This is a genomic window from Streptomyces griseochromogenes, assembly GCF_001542625.1.
GTDB lineage: Bacteria > Actinomycetota > Actinomycetes > Streptomycetales > Streptomycetaceae > Streptomyces > Streptomyces griseochromogenes.
In genome coordinates, this window is the sequence record NZ_CP016279.1 from 161,157 (window position 1) to 179,630 (window position 18,474).

An 18,474-nucleotide genomic window follows, 5' to 3' on the forward strand; every position below is an offset into this window, starting at 1 on the left:
TTAGGGGGGCCGAGTTCGATGCGCCCTCGTGCGACAGCCGATGAAAAAGTGGCGGGAGGGGCGAGGAGGATACGCGAACTGCCCCCCTAGAAGAAGGGAGTAAGCTCGCGTTCCCTACAGGAGTGCTCAGTTGATCCCGCACACGCAAGACTCACCCGGGAAAGCGGATGATCTTCCTCCGCCAAGCCGGTCTGCAACCGCCGATCCGGACGAAGGGCGGGGTCGACATCGCAAGTTCGACTTGTCAACCACGGTGCAGCATCCCCGAGATTCGAACACATCGGGGAGCGGTGTTGACGAGAAGGCGGAAATTGAACAAGCGCACAGCGACGGGGATCGAGTGTACGACGTCGCCCTTGTCGCGGAGATCCAGAAATTCGGATTCGACAGTCCTGTCGGCCGGGCTTTCGAACACCGCGTGGTGTCCCATGGCTTGACCGTCATGAAGAGCTGGATCGCCTCCAGCACGATCTGGGCCCAGACGGTCGCTCATCTGGGATACCGAGGCGAATCCTGTTGGAGCCGGGAAGAGGCCCTGACGCTCGCCTACGACAGCGTCGCCACGGCCTGGCGCCGGTTCAAGAAGAACATCCTGGAGGGAGAGTGGGACCCGGCCAAGTCCAGCCTCCAGACGTCGTTCTTGAACAAGTGCAAGATCGCCTTCGTAGAGGAGTACAAGAAGTGGCGGGAGCGATCCCGCCCTCAGGCTCTTGAGGTTCTTGTACCTACGGGCAGTGAGGGGGACGGCGACTACGGAAGTCCTGTGCGCAGCGCCGAGGAAAGTGTCGTCGAGCGGGAATCGGTTCGGCACGCGGTGGGAAATATGCCACGGCGGACGGCTCAAATTCTCGCTTTGCGGGCAGAGGGATACTCCCGCGAGGAAATAGCTAGTTACATGGGAACGACCGTCAAGGGTGTCGACAGTGTCATCAGTCGTTGGCGGAAGAATCGACGAGGCGGTGAACCCCATGAGTAAGAGCCGGCGTCCGATCGAGACGTGTGAGCTTGCAGCGAGTCCGGATTCGCCACTCAGCCATGAACAGGCACTCGACCTGATCAATAAATCCTCTTTCGGAGGCACTGGCGAAATCGAGGGGACGGAAGGCGTCTCCGAAGAAGCGGTGTACCTGATCCTCACCCGAGTGGCACGGCGTGAGGCGGATGAGCTCAGGAAAGGTGAGGGAACGAGATCGGGGGTGGGCGAGCGGATTCGGGAATATACGCGCGTTGCCAGGGAGGCGGGATGGTTCCTCGAGAACGGTGATGAGCAGCACGCACGGTTTCTCATGAGAATGCATCTGGCCCCGGACATACTGAAGTCCTGAGCGTGTGAGAACCGACGGTCTCCGGGAAGAAAGCCGGGGCCCGGAACCGCGTCCGGTTCCGGGCCCCGGCATGCGCGGGCGGTGCTACGCGCTCGGCTTCTCCTCCAGTCGCGGGAAGAGGATCGCTCCCTTGGTGACCGTCGTACCGGTCGGGAGCTTGCCCCATTCGCCGGCCTCCTGGACGTTCTGGTCCGTGAGGGCGCCGAGGGACGCCTCGGCGCCCAGGGAGCCCCAGAGCCTCTGGGAGGTCTCCGGCATGACCGGGTTCAGGAGCACGGCCACCGCGCGCAGGGACTCCGCGGCCGTGTAGAGGATCGTGGCCAGCCGGGCCCGGCCCTCCGGGGATTCGTCCTTGGCCACCTTCCACGGCTCCTGCTCCGTGAGGTAGCCGTTGACCTGCTTGACGAAGTCGAAGACGGCCAGGATGCCGCCCTGGAAGTCCAGTTCGTCACCGATGCGCCGGTCGGCCTCGGCGACGGCCTTCGCCAGCCCCTCGTGGACCGCCCGCTCCGCCTCCCCGTCGGCGGCGGACCCGGGCAGCTCGCCGCCGAAGTACTTGCCGACCATGGCGGCCACGCGGGAGGCGAGATTGCCGTAGTCGTTCGCCAGCTCGGAGGTGTACCGGGCGGAGAAGTCCTCCCAGGAGAACGAGCCGTCCTGGCCGAAGGCGATCGCGCGCAGGAAGTACCAGCGGTAGGCGTCCACGCCGAAGTGCGAGGTGAGGTCCTGCGGCTTGATGCCGGTCAGGTTCGACTTCGACATCTTCTCGCCGCCGACCATCAGCCAGCCGTTCGCGGCGATCTTTCCGGGCAACGGCAGGCCCTGGGCCATCAGCATCGCCGGCCAGATCACCGCGTGGAAACGGAGGATGTCCTTGCCGACCAGGTGGACGTCGGCCGGGAAGGTGGCGTCGAACTTCTCCTGGTTCTCGTTGTAGCCGACCGCCGTGGCGTAGTTCAGCAGCGCGTCGACCCACACGTAGATCACGTGCTTGTCGTCCCAGGGGACCGGGACGCCCCAGTCGAAGGTCGAGCGGGAGATGGAGAGGTCTTGCAGGCCCTGGCGGACGAAGTTCACGACCTCGTTGCGCGCGGACTCGGGCTGGATGAAGCCGGGGTTCTCCTCGTAGTGGGCGAGGAGCTTGTCGCCGTACTCGCTCAGCCGGAAGAAGTAGTTCTCCTCGCTGAGGATCTCCACCGGCTTCTTGTGGATCGGGCACAGCTTCTGACCCGCGAATTCACCCTCGCCGTCGAGCAGCTCACCCGGGAGCTTGTACTCCTCGCAGCCGACGCAGTACGGGCCCTCGTAGCCGCCCTTGTAGATCTCGCCCTTGTCGTACAGGTCCTGCACGAACTCCTGGACGCGGTCGGTGTGCCGCCGCTGCGTGGTGCGGATGAAATCGTCGTTCGCGATCTCCAGGTGCTCCCACAGCGGCTTCCACGCCTCGGTGACGAGCTTGTCCGCCCAGCTCTGGGGAGTGACCCCGTTCGCCTCGGCCGTGCGCATGATCTTCTGACCGTGCTCGTCCGTGCCGGTGAGGGACCAGACGCGCTCGCCGCGCGCGCGGTGCCAGCGGGCGAGCACGTCCGCGGCGACCGTGGTGTAGGCGTGACCCAGGTGGGGTGCGTCGTTGACGTAGTAGATGGGGGTGGTGACGTAGTACGACCGGGAGGTCACGCCGTCATCCTTCCTGGCCGCCGAAGCGCTCCTTGTAGGTCTCCAGGTCCTCGTCCGTCAGCTTGGCGAAGAGGACCGGCGGGACCGTGAAGGGGGTGCCCGCGGGGACGGCGGTGAGGGACTTCGCCTCCTCCTGGGTCACCCAGGCCGCGGTGTCGTCCGCCAGCGAGAACGCCTGTCGCATGGTCTTCGCCGTCGCCGGGATGAACGGCTCGGAGACCACCGCGTAGAGGTGGATCAGGTTCATCGCGGTGCGCAGGGTGAGGGCCGCGGCGTCCTTGTCGGTCTTGATCTCCAGCCAGGGGGCCTTCTCCTCCAGGTAGGAGTTGCCGGCCGACCACAGGGCGCGCAGGGCGGCGGCCGCCTTGCGGAACTGGAGGGTCTCCATGTGCTCCTCGTACTCCGCGAGGAGGCGGGCGATCTCCGCGCCCAGCTTCGTCTCCGCCTCGCCCGGCACGCCGCCGGCCGGGACGTCGTCGCCGAAGCGCTTCCTGGAGAAGGACAGGACGCGGTTGACGAAGTTGCCGAGGGTGTCGGCCAGGTCCTTGTTGACCGTGGCGGTGAAGTGCTCCCACGTGAAGGAGGAGTCGTCCGACTCGGGGGCGTTGGCGATCAGGAAGTAGCGCCAGTAGTCGGCGGGCAGGATGTCCAGGGCCTGGTCGGTGAAGACGCCCCGCTTCTGGGAGGTGGAGAACTTGCCGCCGTAGTACGTCAGCCAGTTGAAGGCCTTGACGTAGTCGACCTTCTTCCACGGCTCGCGCACGCCCAGCTCGGTGGCCGGGAACATCACGGTGTGGAAGGGGACGTTGTCCTTGGCCATGAACTCCGTGTAGCGGACGTCGTTGTCGACGTCGTACCACCAGGACTTCCAGTCGCGGTTCTCCGTGTCCTGGTCGGACCACTCCTTCGTCGCGCCGATGTACTCGATCGGGGCGTCGAACCAGACGTAGAAGACCTTGCCCTCGGCGGCCAGCTCCGGCCAGGTGTCGGCCGGGACCGGGACGCCCCAGTCCAGGTCACGGGTGATCGCGCGGTCGTGCAGGCCCTCGGTCAGCCACTTGTGCGCGATGGAGGAGGCCAGCTGGGGCCAGTCCTTGTCGTGGCGGGCGACCCATTCGCGGACCTCGTTCTCCAGCTTGGACTGGAGGAGGAAGAGGTGCTTGGTCTCCCTCACCTCGAGGTCCGTGCTGCCCGAGATCGCGGACCGGGGGTTGATCAGGTCGGTCGGGTCCAGGACGCGGGTGCAGTTCTCGCACTGGTCGCCGCGGGCCTTGTCGTAGCCGCAGTGCGGGCAGGTGCCCTCCACGTAGCGGTCCGGGAGGAAGCGGCCGTCGGTGGGCGAGTAGACCTGGCGGATCGCGCGCTCTTCGATGAAGCCGTTCTCGTTCAGCTTGCGGGCGAAGTGCTGGGTGATCTCGCGGTTCTCGGGGGAGGAGCTCCGGCCGAAGTAGTCGAAGGCGAGCGCGAAGCCGTCGTAGACCGCCTTCTGGGCGTCGTGCGCCTGGGCGCAGAACTCGGCGACCGGGAGGCCCAGCTCCTTGGCCGCGAGCTCGGCCGGAGTGCCGTGCTCGTCCGTCGCGCAGATGTAGAGGACGTCGTGGCCGCGCTGGCGGAGGTACCGGGAGTACACGTCCGCCGGGAGCATGGACCCCACCATGTTGCCCAGGTGCTTGATTCCGTTGATGTACGGAAGGGCGCTGGTGATGAGGTGTCGAGCCATCGCGGGCTGCTCCCAGGTCGCTGCGTTTTCTGTGGTTTCGAACCTTGAAATCGTAGCTGACAGGGGTGGGCCGCCCGCTTCCCGTTTTGCAGGGTGGAACAAGGGGGAAGGGGCGGCCCGGGTGACTGCGTTCGGTTATGGGTTGTTACGAATGGTCACGGGCGCCAAACGGCCAGTACACCTTCGTACAGCTCCGCGTCCGTGAGCTCACGGGGGGTGGGGCCCGCGTGGAAGAAGGACGTGTTGTCGGTCTTCAGTTTGCGGAGGTAGTCGAAGGCTTTGTTGTCGTGATCACCGAAGGCGACGAAGGAGAAGAAGACGGAGGGGTGCTTCTCGGCGGCTTCGGTGAGGGACTGGGTGGCCGGGGTCTTGGCGTCGGGGGCGCCGTCCGTCTGGAAGATCACCAGGGCGGGGGTGGCGGGGTCCGTGTTCTGCGCGTGGTTCTTCTCGTAGTGGGTGAGGACGGCTTCCACGGCCGCGTGGTAGCTGGTGCGACCCATGCGGCCGAGGGCTGCGTGGACGTCGTCGATCTTCGTCTCGTGGTCCGGGGTGAGGGTGAGGTCGGTGGTGCCGTCGACCTCCGTGGAGAAGAAGACGACGTGGACCGTGGCCTCGGGGTCGAGGTGGGCCGCGAGGGCGAGGGACTGGTCGGCGAGGGCCTGGGCGGAGCCGTCCTTGTAGTACGGGCGCATGCTCGCGGAGCGGTCGAGGACGAGGTAGAGCTTTGCTCGGGTGCCGGTGAGGTCGGCCTTCTTGAGGGTGGTGGTGGCGGCCTTGTAGGCGGTGGTGAGGGAGGGGGTGCGGGACTTCACGCGGGTGAGGGGGAGGGCGGGTTTGGCCGGCACCGCCTCGGCTTCGCCATCGGCGTCGCTTTCGTTCCCACCCGCACCACCCGTGCGGCTTTCGTCGTCGGCCGCGGGTGTCTCCTGTAGGGCGTCCTCGCCGTCGGCGGCTGCCTGCGGCTCCGGTGCCGCCTCGGCTTCGCCTTCGGCGGTCTCGTTCCCACCCGCACCACCCGTGCGGGCTTCGTCGTCGGCCGCGGGTGTCCCCTGTGGGGCGTCCTCGCCGTCGGCGGCTGCCTGTGCCTCCGGCTCGACGACCGGCTCGGCCGCAACCTCGACGACCGGCTCGGGCTCCGCTGCGGGCTCAACCTCCGCGACCTGCTCGGGCTCTGCTTCCGCCGTGGGCTCGGCTTGTGCCACGGGCTCGGGGTCGGGCTCCGCTGCGGGCTCAACCTCCGCGACCTGCTCGGGCTCCGCTTCCGCTGTGGGCTCAACCTCCGCGACCTGCTCGGGCTCCGCTTCCGCTGTGGGCTCCGATTCCGCCACCGGCTCGGGCTCCTCAGCAACCGGCTCAGGGGCAGGCTGCGCCACAGCCTGCGGCTCCACCTCAGCCACCTGCTCTGCCTCAGCCACCTGCTCGCCTTCGGCCGTCGGCTCAGCCTCGGCCGTCGGCTCGGGCTCCTCCGTGACAGGCTCGGCCTCCGCCACCGGCTCCTCGGTGACGGGCTCGGTCTCCGCCACCGGCTCCTCGGTGACGGGCTCGGTCTCCGCCACCGGCTCCTCGGCGGCAGGCGCGGCCTCCGCCACCGGCTCCGCGGTGACGGGCTCGGCCTCCGCCACCGGCTTCTCGGCGGCAGGCGCGGTCTCCGCCACCGGCTTCTCGGCGGCAGGCGTGGTCTCCGCCACCGGCTTTTCAGCGGCAGGCGTGGTCTCGGCCGTCGGCTGCTCGGGTGTTGTCGGGTCGTGTGGGGGCTCTGTGGCCTGGCGGGGGACCGTTACGTTGTCGAAGGCCGCCGACACCAGGTCGTGTTCCCCGGGGGAGGAGGTGCGGGGCTCGGGGACCTGGGCGGTCTGGGCCGGGGTCTGTTCGGGAGCGGAGGCCGGCTCGGGGGTCCGGGTCGGCGAAGGGCGTCGGTCCGCACCCTCTGCCTCGGCGGTGCGCGTCTTGCGCCCCCGGCCGAATGCGTTCCGCAGGAGAGTGAGAATGCCCATGTGCGCAACCCTTCGCGTGAGTTGATGCCCGTTTAATCCCTGGCCAGGACGGACACGTAAGGTTAGCGGCCCTATATTGCGATTCGGTCGCTGGTCGAGCGTCAGTGGGGTGTCGTGATCGCTCGTGCCGCCGCCACCTCCTGGCGCAGTGGTTCCAGGACGCTACCCGAGGGACCTGCCAGGTGGGTACGGACCGCCGTGAGGGTTTCGGCGCGGCGTACGCCCTCCGACAGTTCGCGCAGTTGCAGGGCCACCTGGTCGATCTCCGCGGCCGACGGTGGCTCGGCGCCGTGGCGGACGCGGACGCGGGCCGCGGTCGTGGCGTCGACGATGCGTTCCACCGCCACCACCAGCGGCCACCAGGCCGCGGCGCGGCGTCCGGTCGGCGGGGGTTCGGTCAGGGCCCGCTGGAACTCCGTGCGGATGGTCGACAGGTCCCGGTAGAGGCGGCGGCGCATGCGGGCGCGGGCGGCGGGGTCGGTGTCCGCGCCGAACGCCGCCTCCACGTACCTCGCCGTGTCCGCCACCGCGTCCGCCAGGCGGTCGCCGACCCGGGTGTGCCAGCTCTCCGGCCAGAGCAGATAGCCCGCGATCAGGGCGATCGCGCAGCCCATGAGGGAGTCCAGGAGGCGGGGGAGCAGGAGGGCGGTGCCCTGGTGGTTCAGGGTGTCCGAGAGGAGGAGGATGGCCGGGGTGATCGCCGCCGTCTGGTAGCCGTAGCCCCGGGGGGTGAGGGCCGGGATCAGCGGGGCCAGGACGAATATCACGGGAACGTCCCACCAGCCCCGGGGCACCTCCGCCAGTACCGCCGCCGCGATCAGCAGGCCCGCCACCGTGCCCAGTGCCCGCAGCAGCGCCCGCGAGAACACCGAGCCGAAGTCGGGCTTGAGGACGAAGGTGATCGTCAGGGCCACCCAGTAGGAGCGGGGGACGGGGATGAGCGAGACCAGGGCTTGCGCGATGCCGATGCACACCGCGAGGCGCAGGCCGTAGCGCCAGGAGTTGGCGGAGAGGACGACGTTGCGGGCCGCGCGGGCCGTGCGGATGCTCAGCGCCGCCGGGCGGCCCAGGCGGTCGTCGATGCCCCGGGGGTCGACGTCGGGGGCCGTGACGACCTCGGCGGCGTGGCGCAGCGCGTGGTCGACGGCCCGAGCGGTCTCGGTGGTGGGGGCGGGGAGGAGCGGCAGGGTTATGGGGGTGGTGCGGCCGGTCTCGATGGCCCGGGCCAGGTGGCGGACCGCCTCGGGGATCTCCGGCGGGAGGGGGCGGCCGGAGAGGTGGACGGCTGGGGCCGCCTCGACCACGGGGGTGATCGCGTTCAACTGGGCCAACAGACGGGTGAGTTCGCGGCTGCGGCCGTGGTGGCGGGCGCGGTGGGCGAGGATGAGGTCGTAGGACTGGTTGAGGGACTGGGTGACGTCGAAGCGGGTGGCGACGTAGGCGTCCGGGTCGCCGCAGGAGGCCAGTAGGGCGGCCACCTCGCGGTAGGCCGCCGCGACGGATGTCCGCTCCGGCACCCCGGCCCGCAGCGGCCAGGCGAGCAGGGCCAGGGCGAGGACGAGGAGGCCGCCGCCGGCCATCAGGGCCGGGGGCAGCCACCAGGGGCCGGGGAGCGGGAGTCCCGCGCCGATCACGGCGTTCAGGAGCAGCAGCAGTCCCGACACCGAGGCGACCGCGCCGATCGTCGAAATCATTCCGGACAGCAGGGCGATGCCGGTGACGGCGGTCACCGCGTACCAGCCGTGGCCGTGGACCAGGGAGCCCAGCGTGACGCCCACCGCGCCGAACAGCTGCGGGACCGCGATGTTGAGGATGCGCATGCGGTAGGCGTCGGCGGTGTCGCTGATGACGCCGGAGAGGGCGCCCATGGAGGCCAGCGCGCCGTAGGCCGGCCGTCCGGCCGCGAGCCCGAGCGCCAGCGGGAGGGCCATCGCGAGCGCGGCCCGGACCATCGCGGGCCAGTTGAGGGGTGCCCGGTGGGGTTGGAGGTTCCGGACCAGCCAGTCGGGAGGGGTGAGGCCGATGGGGAACTCGCGGGACATGCGCCCATTATGACCGCTTCGCCCCGGCGGCCCCGGGCCGTCTTCGCTGGTGGAGCGTGATATCGACGCTGACCCTGGCGAGGGGGAGGGCGGCGGATCGGGAACCGAGTCTGCGTCCAGGGCCATGGGGCACGTCCCGAGACTACGAGCGGGAGTCCACCTCGGTCAGGAATTCCTCCAGTGCCCCGTTGAACTCCGCCGTCCGTTCCAGGTTCGGCATATGGGCCGCCCGCTCGACCACGTGCAGCACGGAGCCGGGGATCGCGGCGTGCATCGCCTCCGCGTCCGCGACCGGTGTGTAGGTGTCGTCGGCGCCGACCACGACCAGGGCGGGGACGGTGACCTTCGCCAGCACGGGGCGGTAGTCGGGGCGTTCGGCGCGGCCGCGCAGGGAGGCCGCGGCGCCCTCGGGGGAGGTGGCCGTCATCATGCGGTGGACATGGGCCTTGACCTCGGGATCGGCGTACGGGGCGACCATCTTGTCGAGGACCTCGTCGGCGTAGCCGGCGAGGCCCTCGGCGAGCAGCCGGTCGGCCATGGCGCGTCGGGCGAGCCTGCCCTCGGGTGTCTCGGGGTCGGGGAAGGTGTCCGCGAGGACCAGGCCCCGGACGCGGTCGCCGAAGCGGTCGTAGCACTCCATGGCGATCTGGCCGCCCATGGACAGGCCGGCCAGTACGAAGGAGTCCACCGACAGGAAGTCCAGCAGCTCCTCGATGTCCTGGGCGTGGCGGGCGAGCGGGACGGTGCCGGGGGTCACGGGGGAGGCGCCGTAGCCGCGCAGATCGGGGGCGATCACCCGGCGGCGGCCGGAGAAGGCGGCCAGCTGCGGGGCCCACATGGTGCGGTCGAAGGGGTGGCCGTGCACGAGGACGAGGGGGACGAGGGGGACGCGGGAGGAGACACCGGGGTCCCCCTTGTCCTCGTATGCGAGGAAGGGGCTCATGTGATCGACCCTAGGCACCACCAACTCCTCGGTGCAATAAGATCTTTGCCCTCGGTGCAATCCGGTGTGCCGGCGGGACGGCGGAGGACATGTGGACGACTACCGGCGGATCGCCGACCGGATCGCCGACGACATCGCAGGCGGGCGGCTCCGGCCCGGCCAGCGGCTGCCGCCGCAGCGGGCGTTCGCCCGGCGGCACCGGATCGCGGCGTCGACGGCGGGGCGGGTGTACGCCGAACTCGTGCGCCGGGGGCTGGTGGTGGGCGAGGTCGGGCGCGGGACGTTCGTACGGGCCACCGAGCCGGACCGGCAGCCGGGGCACGCGCTGACCGAGGCGGCCGGTGCCCCGCCCGTGAACCTGGAGCTCAACTACCCGTCCGCGCCCGGCCAGCCGGAGCTGCTGGCCCCGGCCCTCGCGCCGTTGCTAAGGCCGGACGCGCTGGCCGAGGCGCTGCGGCCCGCCCCGGCCGCCGGCACCGTGGCGGCGAGGGACGCGGTGGCCGGGCTGCTGGCCGCCGACGGCGGGCGGCCGGACCCCGACCGGATCCTCTTCACCGGCAACGCCCGCCAGGCCATCGCGGCCACCCTCGCCTCGCTGGTACGGGCGGGCGGCCGGGTCGGTGTCGAGCCGTTGACGTATCCGCTGGTCAAGGAGATCGCGGGGCGGCTCGGCGTCACCCTCGTACCGCTCGCGGCGGACGAGGAGGGACCGCTTGCCGAGTCCGTCGCCGCGGCCCACCGCACCGCTCCCCTGTCCGCCCTCTACCTCCAGCCGACTCTGCACAACCCGACCTCGCTGACCCTCGGCGCCGAGCGGCGCGCGCGGCTGGCCGACGTCATCCACAGCCTGGGGATACCCGTCGTGGAGGACCGGATCTGGTCCTTCCTGCACGAGGGCGGCGCGCCCGCGCTCGCCGCGCTCGTCCCCGGCCTCGTGCACCTCGTCGACGGGTTGTCCAAGCGGGTCGCGCCGGGGCTCACCGTCGGGTTCGTCCTCGCGCCCGCCGACCGGGCCGAGGCGGTGGCGCGGGCCGTCAGGTCCGGAGGGTGGAACGCGGGGTCCTTCGCGCTGGAGGCGGCCGTGCGGTGGACCGGGGACGGGACCGTGGCGCGGCTGGTCGCCGCCAAGCGGCGGGACGCGGGGCGGCGGCAGCGGCTGGTCGCCGAGGAGCTGGACGGTTTCGCCGTACGGTCCGATCCGGCGGCCTACTTCGCCTGGTGGCAGCTGCCCGCGCCCTGGCGGGCCGACACCTTCACCGCCGCCGCGCGGGCGCACGGGATCGCGGTCACGCCGGGTACGGCCTTCTCGGTCGACCCGAGCCGTACCCCGGACGCCGTCAGACTCGGGCTCGCGTCGGCTCCGGAGCCGGAGCTGGTGCGTGCGCTTCGGACCCTCGCCGGCCTCGCGCGCGGCGGGGCGGCCGCAGCCGGCGGGTGAGCCAGGCGGTCAGGGCCACCGCGAGGCCGAGGCCGAGCAGCAGCCAGGAGACCGTGCGCAAGGTGCCGGTCAGGGCGTCGTAGACCGCGCCCGCGGCCGGGTGGGACACATCGGCGGGCAGACCGGCGAGGGTGAAGCCGCGGCCGATCGTGAGGGCGAGGGCGAGCAGGCCGCCGCCCAGCGCCGTGCCCAGCGCGGTCGCGACGACGGCGCGGCGGCGGTGGACGGCGAGGGCGATCCCGGCGACGGCGAAGACGACGGCCGCGACCGGAAGCCAGAAGCCGGCGACTTCGAGCACCCGGAACCCCTTTCTCAGCTGGGTCACTTCGCCCGCCGGGAGCACCGGGACCACGGTGTGCTGCACCGGGATGCGCGCGGCGAGCGGCACATGGTCCTGGGTGAGCTGGCGTTTGACCTGGTCGGTGACGGGTGCGAGGTCGATGGTGACGGGCCGCGCGCGCTCGTCGTCCGCGTCCTGGTCGCGCAGGGCGCGCAGCACCGCGTCGTGCGTGACCCGGTTGCCGGTGTCCCAGGCCAGCCGGAAGGCGCGGGTCTGGGTGAAGGAGCGCACGGCGTCGTGCACGAACGGGGCGACCGAGCCGCGCATCGGCCGGACGTCCATCCGATGGTCCACCTCGCGCACGATGCCGTCCCCGACCGTGGCCACGACGGCTTCCCGCACGTCCGGGTCGGCGGCGAGCGGGGCCATCGTGGTGACGTAGCGGCCCGTGTCGGCGAGCCCGTACGCCGCCCAGGCCGCCGGCGCGCCGAACGGCACGAGCAGACAGGACAGGGCGATCAGTACGGCCGACAGGGCGCTCCTGAGGCGTGGGGACACGCTTCAAGGCAAGGACGCCGGGGCCCGAGGGGCGACCGGTATGACTGCATCAGGGGGAAAAGTCAAGCCGTACGGCCGTGCCGGCGGGTGGAGCCGGTGATTCCGCTCTCCGGTGGAGGGCTGCGCCGAACGGGTGTTTCCTGGTGCGGGTGAGGTGGGAGCACAGGGGAGTGCGTGGGCCCCGGCCGTTCCCCGGCCGGGGCCCACGCGCGTGCCGCACGCTCAGCGGATGCGGTGTCCCTCCGCGTCCTCGTGCGTGTAGTAGCGGTAGAACAGCACGGCGAACGCGACCACGGCGAACGCCAGGCCCATGCCCGCGGACCCCAGGACGGAGTGGCCGCGGCCGCTCAGGCTGTAAAGGAAGCCGACCGCGATACCCGTGAAGGACGCCCACAGCGCCGCGTGCAGCTCGCGCGGCAGACGCGGGGTCAGTGCCGCCAGACCCATCCAGACGGCCGCGAACACGATCGCCGTCACAAAGCCGAACAGCAGGTTCCAGCCGGTGATGGGCCCGCCGTAGCGGGTGTTGGCCGCGGCCCAGTACCCGTAGACGAGCCCGAGCACGACCGGAACGACGACCTTGGCCGCCGCGTGGGTGCGCTCGCTGAAAACGTCGGGAGTACGGCCGCCCCGGGTCGTGCCGCCGGTGACCGGTGCCGCTTGAGCCATGGCAGCGCTCCTCTCTCCTCGCCCTCGGTTTCCAGGGCACACCCAAGGGGACGGCCTGGCAAGTCGGCCGACAGGGTGACGAGTGCCCGGATGCGGGCGGTATGGTCCCATGCTTGTCTGAGGGGCATGGAGGGCTTGGGCCTGGTCGGCGCGCACGAGGGCGAGGCCCGGCGGCCGGGGCCGCTGCGGGTCGGCGGACACAATGTCGGCTGGGCGCTGCCGTTGCTGCTGCTCGTGGGGATCGCGGTGCTCGACTTCGCCACCAGCGAGCGGTTCCGGGTCGTCTCCTGGGCCGTCCTCGTGCCCGGCACGGCCGCCGCGCTCTGCGGGGTGTGGACGACCGCCGCGTACGCCGTGCTGTCGGTGGTCACCTACGTCGCCGTGGACAGCGCCTGGCCCCGGCAGTACCAGGCCGGGCTGCCCGACTTCATCCTCGTCGCCCTCGGCGGCGTCCTCGCCACCCTGGCCTGCGAGGTACGGCTGCGCGGCGAACGGCGGATGCTGCACATGCAGGACATCGCCGAGACCACGCGGCGCACCGTGCTGCGCCCGCTGCCCCGGGTCTGGGCGGGCCTGGAGCACGCGGCCGTCTACCTCGCCGCCGACACCGAGGCCCGGGTCGGCGGCGACTTCTACGACATCCAGCCCGGCCCGCACGGCACCCGTGTCCTCGTCGGGGACGTGCAGGGCAAGGGCCTGGGCGCGGTGGAGACGGCCGCCGCGCTGCTCGGCACCTTCCGGGAGGCCGGCTACCACGAGGCGGATCTGGGGACCGTCGCCGAGCGTCTGGAGACACGGATGATGCGGCACCGGCGCCACACCACGGTGCTCGGCCGTGACGGCGGGGAACGCTTCGCCACCGCCGTTCTCCTCTCTTTCCCCGAAGACCCGCAGGGCGCCGTGGAGGTCGTCAACTTCGGCCACGAACCCCCGCTCGCCGTCGGCCCGCACGGCGTACGGTCCCTGCCCGGCGGCGGCGGCCTCCCGCTCGGCCTCACCGACCTAGGGGGCGGCCTTCCGCCGGTGCGCCGGGTGCCGGTGGCCGCCGAGGAGACCCTGCTGCTCGTCACCGACGGGGTGACAGAAGCCCGGGACCGGCCCGGGGAGTTCTATCCGCTGGCCCGGGAAGTGGCCCGCGCGGTCGCCGCCGACCCGCATCGCGCGCAGCCCCGGCACCTGGTCGGCGAGGTCCGCGACGGCGTCCTGAGGCACAGCGGCGGCCACCTGGACGACGACACCACGGTCTTCGCCATCCGCCGGGTGGGGGGCGAAGAGCCCGAACGGGGACGTTTGCGGTCCTGAGGCCCGGGTTCGCGGGAGCAGCGGCTACGGTGCTGGCTGGAGAGCGATCTACAGGGGAGGGGACGATGCCCGGAACCGTGCTGCTGCTGGCGGCCTCGCCGCTGGGCAGGGGATGCCTGGTGGACGCGGCCGGTGTACTGCCCGTGCTGGCCGCGGTCGCCCCCGCCGTGCTGTCCGGCACCGACACCGCCAACGTGGTCGAACTCGCCGATCCGCTGGAGCCGCAGGCCGTCCTCACCCGGCTGCGCGCCGCCGCGGCCGCGCCGGGACCGCTCACCGTGTACGTCGTCGGGCAACTGCAGCTGGACCGCCGCCAGCATCTGCCCCACCTCGCGCTGGCCCGCACCACGCCGGCCACCGTCCGCTACACCGCGCTGCCCTGGCACTGGATCCGGGAGGAGCTGAGGCTGCGCTCCGCGAGTGACACCGCGCTCGTGGTCGACCTGCACGCGGACGCGGAGACCTGGCGGCACCTGGCCGAGCGTCCGCTGGACTGCGGGCGTACGGCGGCGGTCTACGGCCGGGTGGCGCCTGGGGCGGGCGGGCGCAGGGGGGTGGCCGAGCCGTCGTACATGAAGGCTGTGGCGACGTTGCTGCGCAGTGGGCACCGGCCGCCTCTCGCTCAGCTGCACGAGCAGGCGCTGGCCCGGATCGCGGAGTCGAGCGCCGGGCGTGATCTGGTGCTGGCCGGACCCGGGGGATACGCCCCCGGACCCCCGTATCGGCCTGAACGGCCTCGTCCTCAAGTACCGGACGGGCTGGGCCATGCGGCGGCAGTTCGTCCTCAAGTGCCGGACGGGATCGGCTATGCGGCGGCAGTTCGTCCTCAAATGCCGGACGGGATCGGCTATGCGGGCGTTTCTGCCCAAGTGCCGGACGGGCTCGGCCATGTGGCCGTTCGTCCCCAAGTGCCGGACGGTCCAGGGGCCGTGGACCCCCATGCCGACATCAGTGCCGCCGTCCAGGCCGGGCGGCACGCCGATGCCGAAGTTCTCGCCGCTCGGCATGAGCAGGCGGCCATGCGTGCCCATGGGGCCGCATCCGGCGAAGCACTGCACTGGGCCGAAGTGCGGGCCGATCTCGCCATGTTCGCGGGGGACTCGGTGCGCAGCTGCCGGGCCTGGCTGGGTGTCGCGGGGGTGCGGCTGACCGCAGGGCAGGCGGTGGACGCGCCTGCCGTGGAGGCGGCCGTGGACCGGGCCCACCACCAGTGGACGTGCATCAAGGACGCGGCGCGGGCCCGTGAACTCGGGCCCGCGCTCGCGGAGTTGCGGCTGAGGGTGCCGGGGCGCCGGCAGGGCGCCCTGGAGGACGTCCAGCGGCAGCTGCGGCAGCTTCAGGCGGCTCGGTAGCGGCTCACCCGGTGAACGTGAGGTACGTCCAGGCGCCGTGCGCGAAGCCCCTGCCCGGAGCGGCGGCGGAACCACCGCCCGGGCAAGGGCCGGCACGCATTGCCTAACCGAGGCCGAGGCCGGCCAGTAGTCCGGCGAGCAGGGCGCCGACGTGGCTGAGCAGGCCGCCAAGAGCGTCCATCGCGAAACTCCCGTCCCATAGTGATCATTGCCCCTTGGGGACGACTGGGCCACCGCCCACGACACGGCCGGGCGGCCTTCATCACCCGCACGGGTACGACCCGGGTCGAGCTAGGCCAGCAACCGTCGCCTGATCAGCTCCATCACTTCCGCGCGGGGCCGCGTGCCGTCGTCGGCGGCGTAGAGGTGGTTGCCGATGCGCACCGAGACGGCGATCAGGCAGCGGATCTCGACCTCGTCCTCGTCGGGGCAGAAGGCGGAGAACAGAGAACGCAGGTAGTCCATGCGGCGGTTGTCGATGCGGCGCAGGCGCTCGGCGACGGTCGCGTCGCGGCGGGCCCAGTCGCGGATCGCCATGTCGGCGGTGGCGCCCCGCACCGGCCCGTCGGCGGCGGCGACGATGTCGAACAGCCGCTCCAGTCTGGCCCTGGCGTCTCCCCCGCCGCTCTCGGCCTGCTCGATCACGCTCTCGGTGACCTCGTACTCCCAGGTGTCGAGCATTTCGGTGAGCAGCGCCTCCCGGTTGCGGAAGTACCCGTAGAAGCCGCCCTTGCTGACGCCCAGCGCCTGCGCCAGCACCTCGATCCGGACCGCTTCGGGGCCGCCCGCGACGAGTGCCCGCAAGCCTTCCTCGATCCACTTGTTCCGTGGCGTGCGGGTCGCGCCCATGGTGTGTGCCTCCTCACGTCCCTACCGAATATACGGGGGCGTATAGATGGTCCTATGCTTTTTCTATACGTCACCGTATAGACAGGGGCCTGCGCATGCGACTTCCCCGGACCGCCCACACCGACCGCCCCTGGCGGATCCACGAGATCGCCGACGACTTCACGGTGGAGGACGTGTGGGCACTGCCCACCCCTGGCGGACCCGACGATCTCGCCCTGCTGGTGCGCCAGATCGCCGACGGAATCAGTGGCGGGGTGAGAGGGGAAGGTCTCGTCTCCCGAGTGCTCTTCGCCGTCCGCTGGAAGCTAGGGGCGCTGCTCGGCTGGGACGAGTCCGGTACCGGCGTCGGCGCCCGGGTGCCTTCCCTGCGCGACCGGTTGCCGGAGGACCTTCGCCGGGGTCCCCGGGGTCCCGACCTCGGCTCGTCCCCGTTCACCTCGCTCTACCAGAGGAGCGACGAGTGGGCCGCCGAGATGGGCAACAAGACCGTGCACGCGGTGATGCACATCGGCTGGGTCCCGGACGGATCCGGCGGCTACCGTGGCCGGATGGCCGTGCTGGTGAAGCCGAACGGGCTGCTCGGAACCCTCTACATGGCCGCCATCAAGCCCTTCCGCTACCTCGGGGTGTATCCGGCGCTCATGCGCTCCATCGGCCGCGAATGGCGGGCGAACGCCGCCGGCCGGAGCGCGCCCCGGCTCTGATGCCCGTCCCGGGCCGCGTGGCCCGCCGGTCTCTCCTGGGCGGCCCGGGCCGGGCCCGCGTTCGCCGCCGTGATCAGGGCCGCTATGGCGAGGACGGCCGCGGCCGCTCCCCTGAAGTACCGTGCGGTGGGGCGTTCGTAGGGGGTGGAATTGCGACCGAGCACGGCTACCTCGCAACAACAGCGACGTGTTAAGCATGCTTAATCCGCCGTTTAACCTAGAACCTGTCGGACCTTAACGGCAAGGGGTGCCAAGGGAGTTGGGGGAGCAGGGGATGCGGGAACGGGACGATCCCGAGGTCATCGGGCGGCGCGTGCAGCAGCTGCGCAACGAACGCGGGTTGACGCAGCGGCAGTTGGCCGAGCCCGCCTACACGCCCGCCTACATCTCCACCCTGGAGGCGGGGCGGGTCCGCGCCTCCGACGAGGCGCTCCGGCACATCGCCGGGCGGCTCGGGGTCGCCTACGAGGAACTGGCCGTGGGCCGGCCGGCGCACCTCGCCACCGACCTCCGGCTGCGTCTCACCGGTGCCCAGCGCACCCTCGCCGACGGCAGGGCCGAGGAGGCGGCCGCGCGGTACGCCGGTCTGCTCGCGGAGGCCGAGACGCACGCGCTCGACGCCGAACAGGCCACCGCCCTGCTCGGGCTCGGCGAATGTGCCATGGAGACCGGTGAGTTGGGGAAGGCGCGGGAATACTTCGAGCGGGCCGAGGCCCGGCTGGCCGGGGAGTCCCTGCCGGCCCGGGTGCCCGCCGTCCGCGGCCGGGCCGTCGCGCACTACCTCGCCGGGGAACTCCGCTATGCCGTCTACCTCCTGGAATCCACCCTCGACGAACTCAACCGGGGCGGACTGCACGACCCCGACGCGCTGCTCCTCCTGTACGCCAGCGTCATCGGCCCCTACATGGACATGGGCGCCCACGCCCGCGCCGCCCAGGCCGCCGAGTTCGCCCTCGCGCTCGCCCCGCAGGCCGAGGACCCGGCGCTGATCGCCCGGATGCACCGCTCCGTCGCCCGCACCCTGCTCGCCGAGGGCCGGGTCGCCGAGGCCGACGCCTCCCTCGCCAAGGCGGCCGAGCTGTACCGCCGGCTGCGACTGCGCACCGAACTCGCCAACTGCCACTGGATGCGTGGTTACGTCTGCGCGCAGGACGGTGAACTGGAGCGTGCGGAAGCCGAGTTGCGGCAGGCCCACGCCATGCTCTCGGAGACCCGGGCCGCGCTCTATCGCAGCCAGGCCGCCGTGGAACTCGCCGACGTCCTGCACCGGCGCGGCAAGTCGGCCGAGGCCGCCGACCTCCTCAACGGCGTCCTCGGCGACCTCTCCTCCGAACGCGGCGCCGTCCACGCGGCCGCCGCGCACCGGCTGCTCGGCATCATCGCCGAGGACGCCCGGGACACCGAGGCCGCCGAGGAGCACTACGTCCGCGCCCTCAGTCTCCTGGAGCGGGCCGGTGCGGCCGGCGACCTCGCCGACCTGTGCCGCCTCCTCGGCGACCTGCTGCGCCGCACCGGCCGGGTGGAGGCCGCCCTGGACGCCTACCGCACGGGCCTGGGCCACCGCACGGCCCCGGGCACCACGACCCTCGGACCGGCGCCGGCCCAGCCGCCGCTGTGACCC

General features: G+C 71.6%; 15 protein-coding genes. 7 read left to right on the forward strand and 8 right to left on the reverse strand.

Annotated elements, in window-relative coordinates; translation table 11 throughout:
- The first annotated feature begins 340 nt into the window (after nucleotides 1-340).
- Together AVL59_RS00790 and AVL59_RS51945 are read left to right on the forward strand one after the other, a co-directional pair.
- Nucleotides 341-976, forward strand: a complete 636-nt coding sequence (locus AVL59_RS00790; protein WP_067299288.1) for an RNA polymerase sigma factor — start codon at nucleotides 341-343, stop codon at nucleotides 974-976.
- Nucleotides 969-1,325 (forward strand): hypothetical protein, encoded by a 357-nt coding sequence (locus tag AVL59_RS51945; protein ID WP_159399844.1) that lies wholly within the window; start codon nucleotides 969-971, stop codon nucleotides 1,323-1,325. The genes AVL59_RS00790 and AVL59_RS51945 overlap by 8 nt, the downstream gene beginning before the upstream one ends.
- Nucleotides 1,326-1,409: 84 nt before the next feature.
- Here the strand turns inward: AVL59_RS51945 and metG (AVL59_RS00795) are convergent, their stop codons facing one another.
- The 5 genes from metG (AVL59_RS00795) to AVL59_RS00815 all read right to left on the reverse strand — a co-directional run bounded on the left by metG (AVL59_RS00795) (nucleotide 1,410) and on the right by AVL59_RS00815 (nucleotide 9,701).
- A complete protein-coding gene (gene metG / locus AVL59_RS00795) occupies nucleotides 1,410-3,002 on the reverse strand; it encodes a methionine--tRNA ligase (RefSeq protein ID WP_067299289.1) in 1,593 nt (530 codons plus the stop codon).
- A 4-nt stretch (nucleotides 3,003-3,006) separates the two neighbouring features.
- Nucleotides 3,007-4,722: a methionine--tRNA ligase gene (gene metG, locus AVL59_RS00800; RefSeq protein WP_067299290.1), complete on the reverse strand. Its 1,716-nt coding sequence runs from the start codon at nucleotides 4,720-4,722 to the stop codon at nucleotides 3,007-3,009.
- Nucleotides 4,723-4,877: 155 nt separating this feature from the next.
- Nucleotides 4,878-6,716, reverse strand: coding sequence for a VWA domain-containing protein (locus AVL59_RS00805; RefSeq protein ID WP_079146461.1), 1,839 nt, complete (start codon nucleotides 6,714-6,716; stop codon nucleotides 4,878-4,880).
- 101 nt (nucleotides 6,717-6,817) lie between these two features.
- Nucleotides 6,818-8,758 (reverse strand): FUSC family protein, encoded by a 1,941-nt coding sequence (locus tag AVL59_RS00810; RefSeq protein ID WP_067299291.1) that lies wholly within the window; start codon nucleotides 8,756-8,758, stop codon nucleotides 6,818-6,820.
- Between the two features lie 142 nt (nucleotides 8,759-8,900).
- Entirely contained in the window at nucleotides 8,901-9,701 is an 801-nt protein-coding gene (locus AVL59_RS00815) for an alpha/beta fold hydrolase (RefSeq protein ID WP_067299292.1), read from the reverse strand.
- A gap of 91 nt (nucleotides 9,702-9,792) precedes the next feature.
- Here AVL59_RS00815 and AVL59_RS00820 point away from each other — a divergent pair, with 91 nt between their 5' ends.
- Nucleotides 9,793-11,139 (forward strand): aminotransferase-like domain-containing protein, encoded by a 1,347-nt coding sequence (locus tag AVL59_RS00820; RefSeq protein ID WP_067299293.1) that lies wholly within the window; start codon nucleotides 9,793-9,795, stop codon nucleotides 11,137-11,139.
- Here AVL59_RS00820 and AVL59_RS00825 read toward each other — a convergent pair.
- Both AVL59_RS00825 and AVL59_RS00830 read right to left on the reverse strand, forming a co-directional pair.
- Nucleotides 11,039-11,977: a hypothetical protein gene (locus tag AVL59_RS00825; RefSeq protein ID WP_067299294.1), complete on the reverse strand. Its 939-nt coding sequence runs from the start codon at nucleotides 11,975-11,977 to the stop codon at nucleotides 11,039-11,041. The two genes, AVL59_RS00820 and AVL59_RS00825, sit on opposite strands and share 101 nt — an antisense overlap.
- A gap of 222 nt (nucleotides 11,978-12,199) precedes the next feature.
- Nucleotides 12,200-12,646, reverse strand: a complete 447-nt coding sequence (locus AVL59_RS00830) for a hypothetical protein (RefSeq protein WP_067299295.1) — start codon at nucleotides 12,644-12,646, stop codon at nucleotides 12,200-12,202.
- Nucleotides 12,647-12,772: 126 nt separating this feature from the next.
- Between AVL59_RS00830 and AVL59_RS00835 the strand changes: the two genes are divergently transcribed.
- Nucleotides 12,773-13,948, forward strand: a complete 1,176-nt coding sequence (locus AVL59_RS00835; protein WP_067299296.1) for a PP2C family protein-serine/threonine phosphatase — start codon at nucleotides 12,773-12,775, stop codon at nucleotides 13,946-13,948.
- Between the two features lie 65 nt (nucleotides 13,949-14,013).
- Nucleotides 14,014-15,300 (forward strand): hypothetical protein, encoded by a 1,287-nt coding sequence (locus AVL59_RS00840; RefSeq protein ID WP_067299297.1) that lies wholly within the window; start codon nucleotides 14,014-14,016, stop codon nucleotides 15,298-15,300.
- A 291-nt stretch (nucleotides 15,301-15,591) separates the two neighbouring features.
- Here the strand turns inward: AVL59_RS00840 and AVL59_RS00845 are convergent, their stop codons facing one another.
- Nucleotides 15,592-16,149 carry a TetR/AcrR family transcriptional regulator gene (locus tag AVL59_RS00845; protein ID WP_067299298.1) on the reverse strand — a complete coding sequence of 186 codons (558 nt, stop codon included), beginning with the start codon at nucleotides 16,147-16,149 and terminating at the stop codon, nucleotides 15,592-15,594.
- Between the two features lie 95 nt (nucleotides 16,150-16,244).
- Between AVL59_RS00845 and AVL59_RS00850 the strand changes: the two genes are divergently transcribed.
- Both AVL59_RS00850 and AVL59_RS00855 read left to right on the forward strand, forming a co-directional pair.
- Nucleotides 16,245-16,853, forward strand: a complete 609-nt coding sequence (locus AVL59_RS00850) for a DUF2867 domain-containing protein (RefSeq protein WP_067299299.1) — start codon at nucleotides 16,245-16,247, stop codon at nucleotides 16,851-16,853.
- 274 nt (nucleotides 16,854-17,127) lie between these two features.
- Entirely contained in the window at nucleotides 17,128-18,471 is a 1,344-nt protein-coding gene (locus AVL59_RS00855; protein ID WP_067299300.1) for a helix-turn-helix domain-containing protein, read from the forward strand.
- The last annotated feature ends 3 nt before the right edge of the window (nucleotides 18,472-18,474 follow it).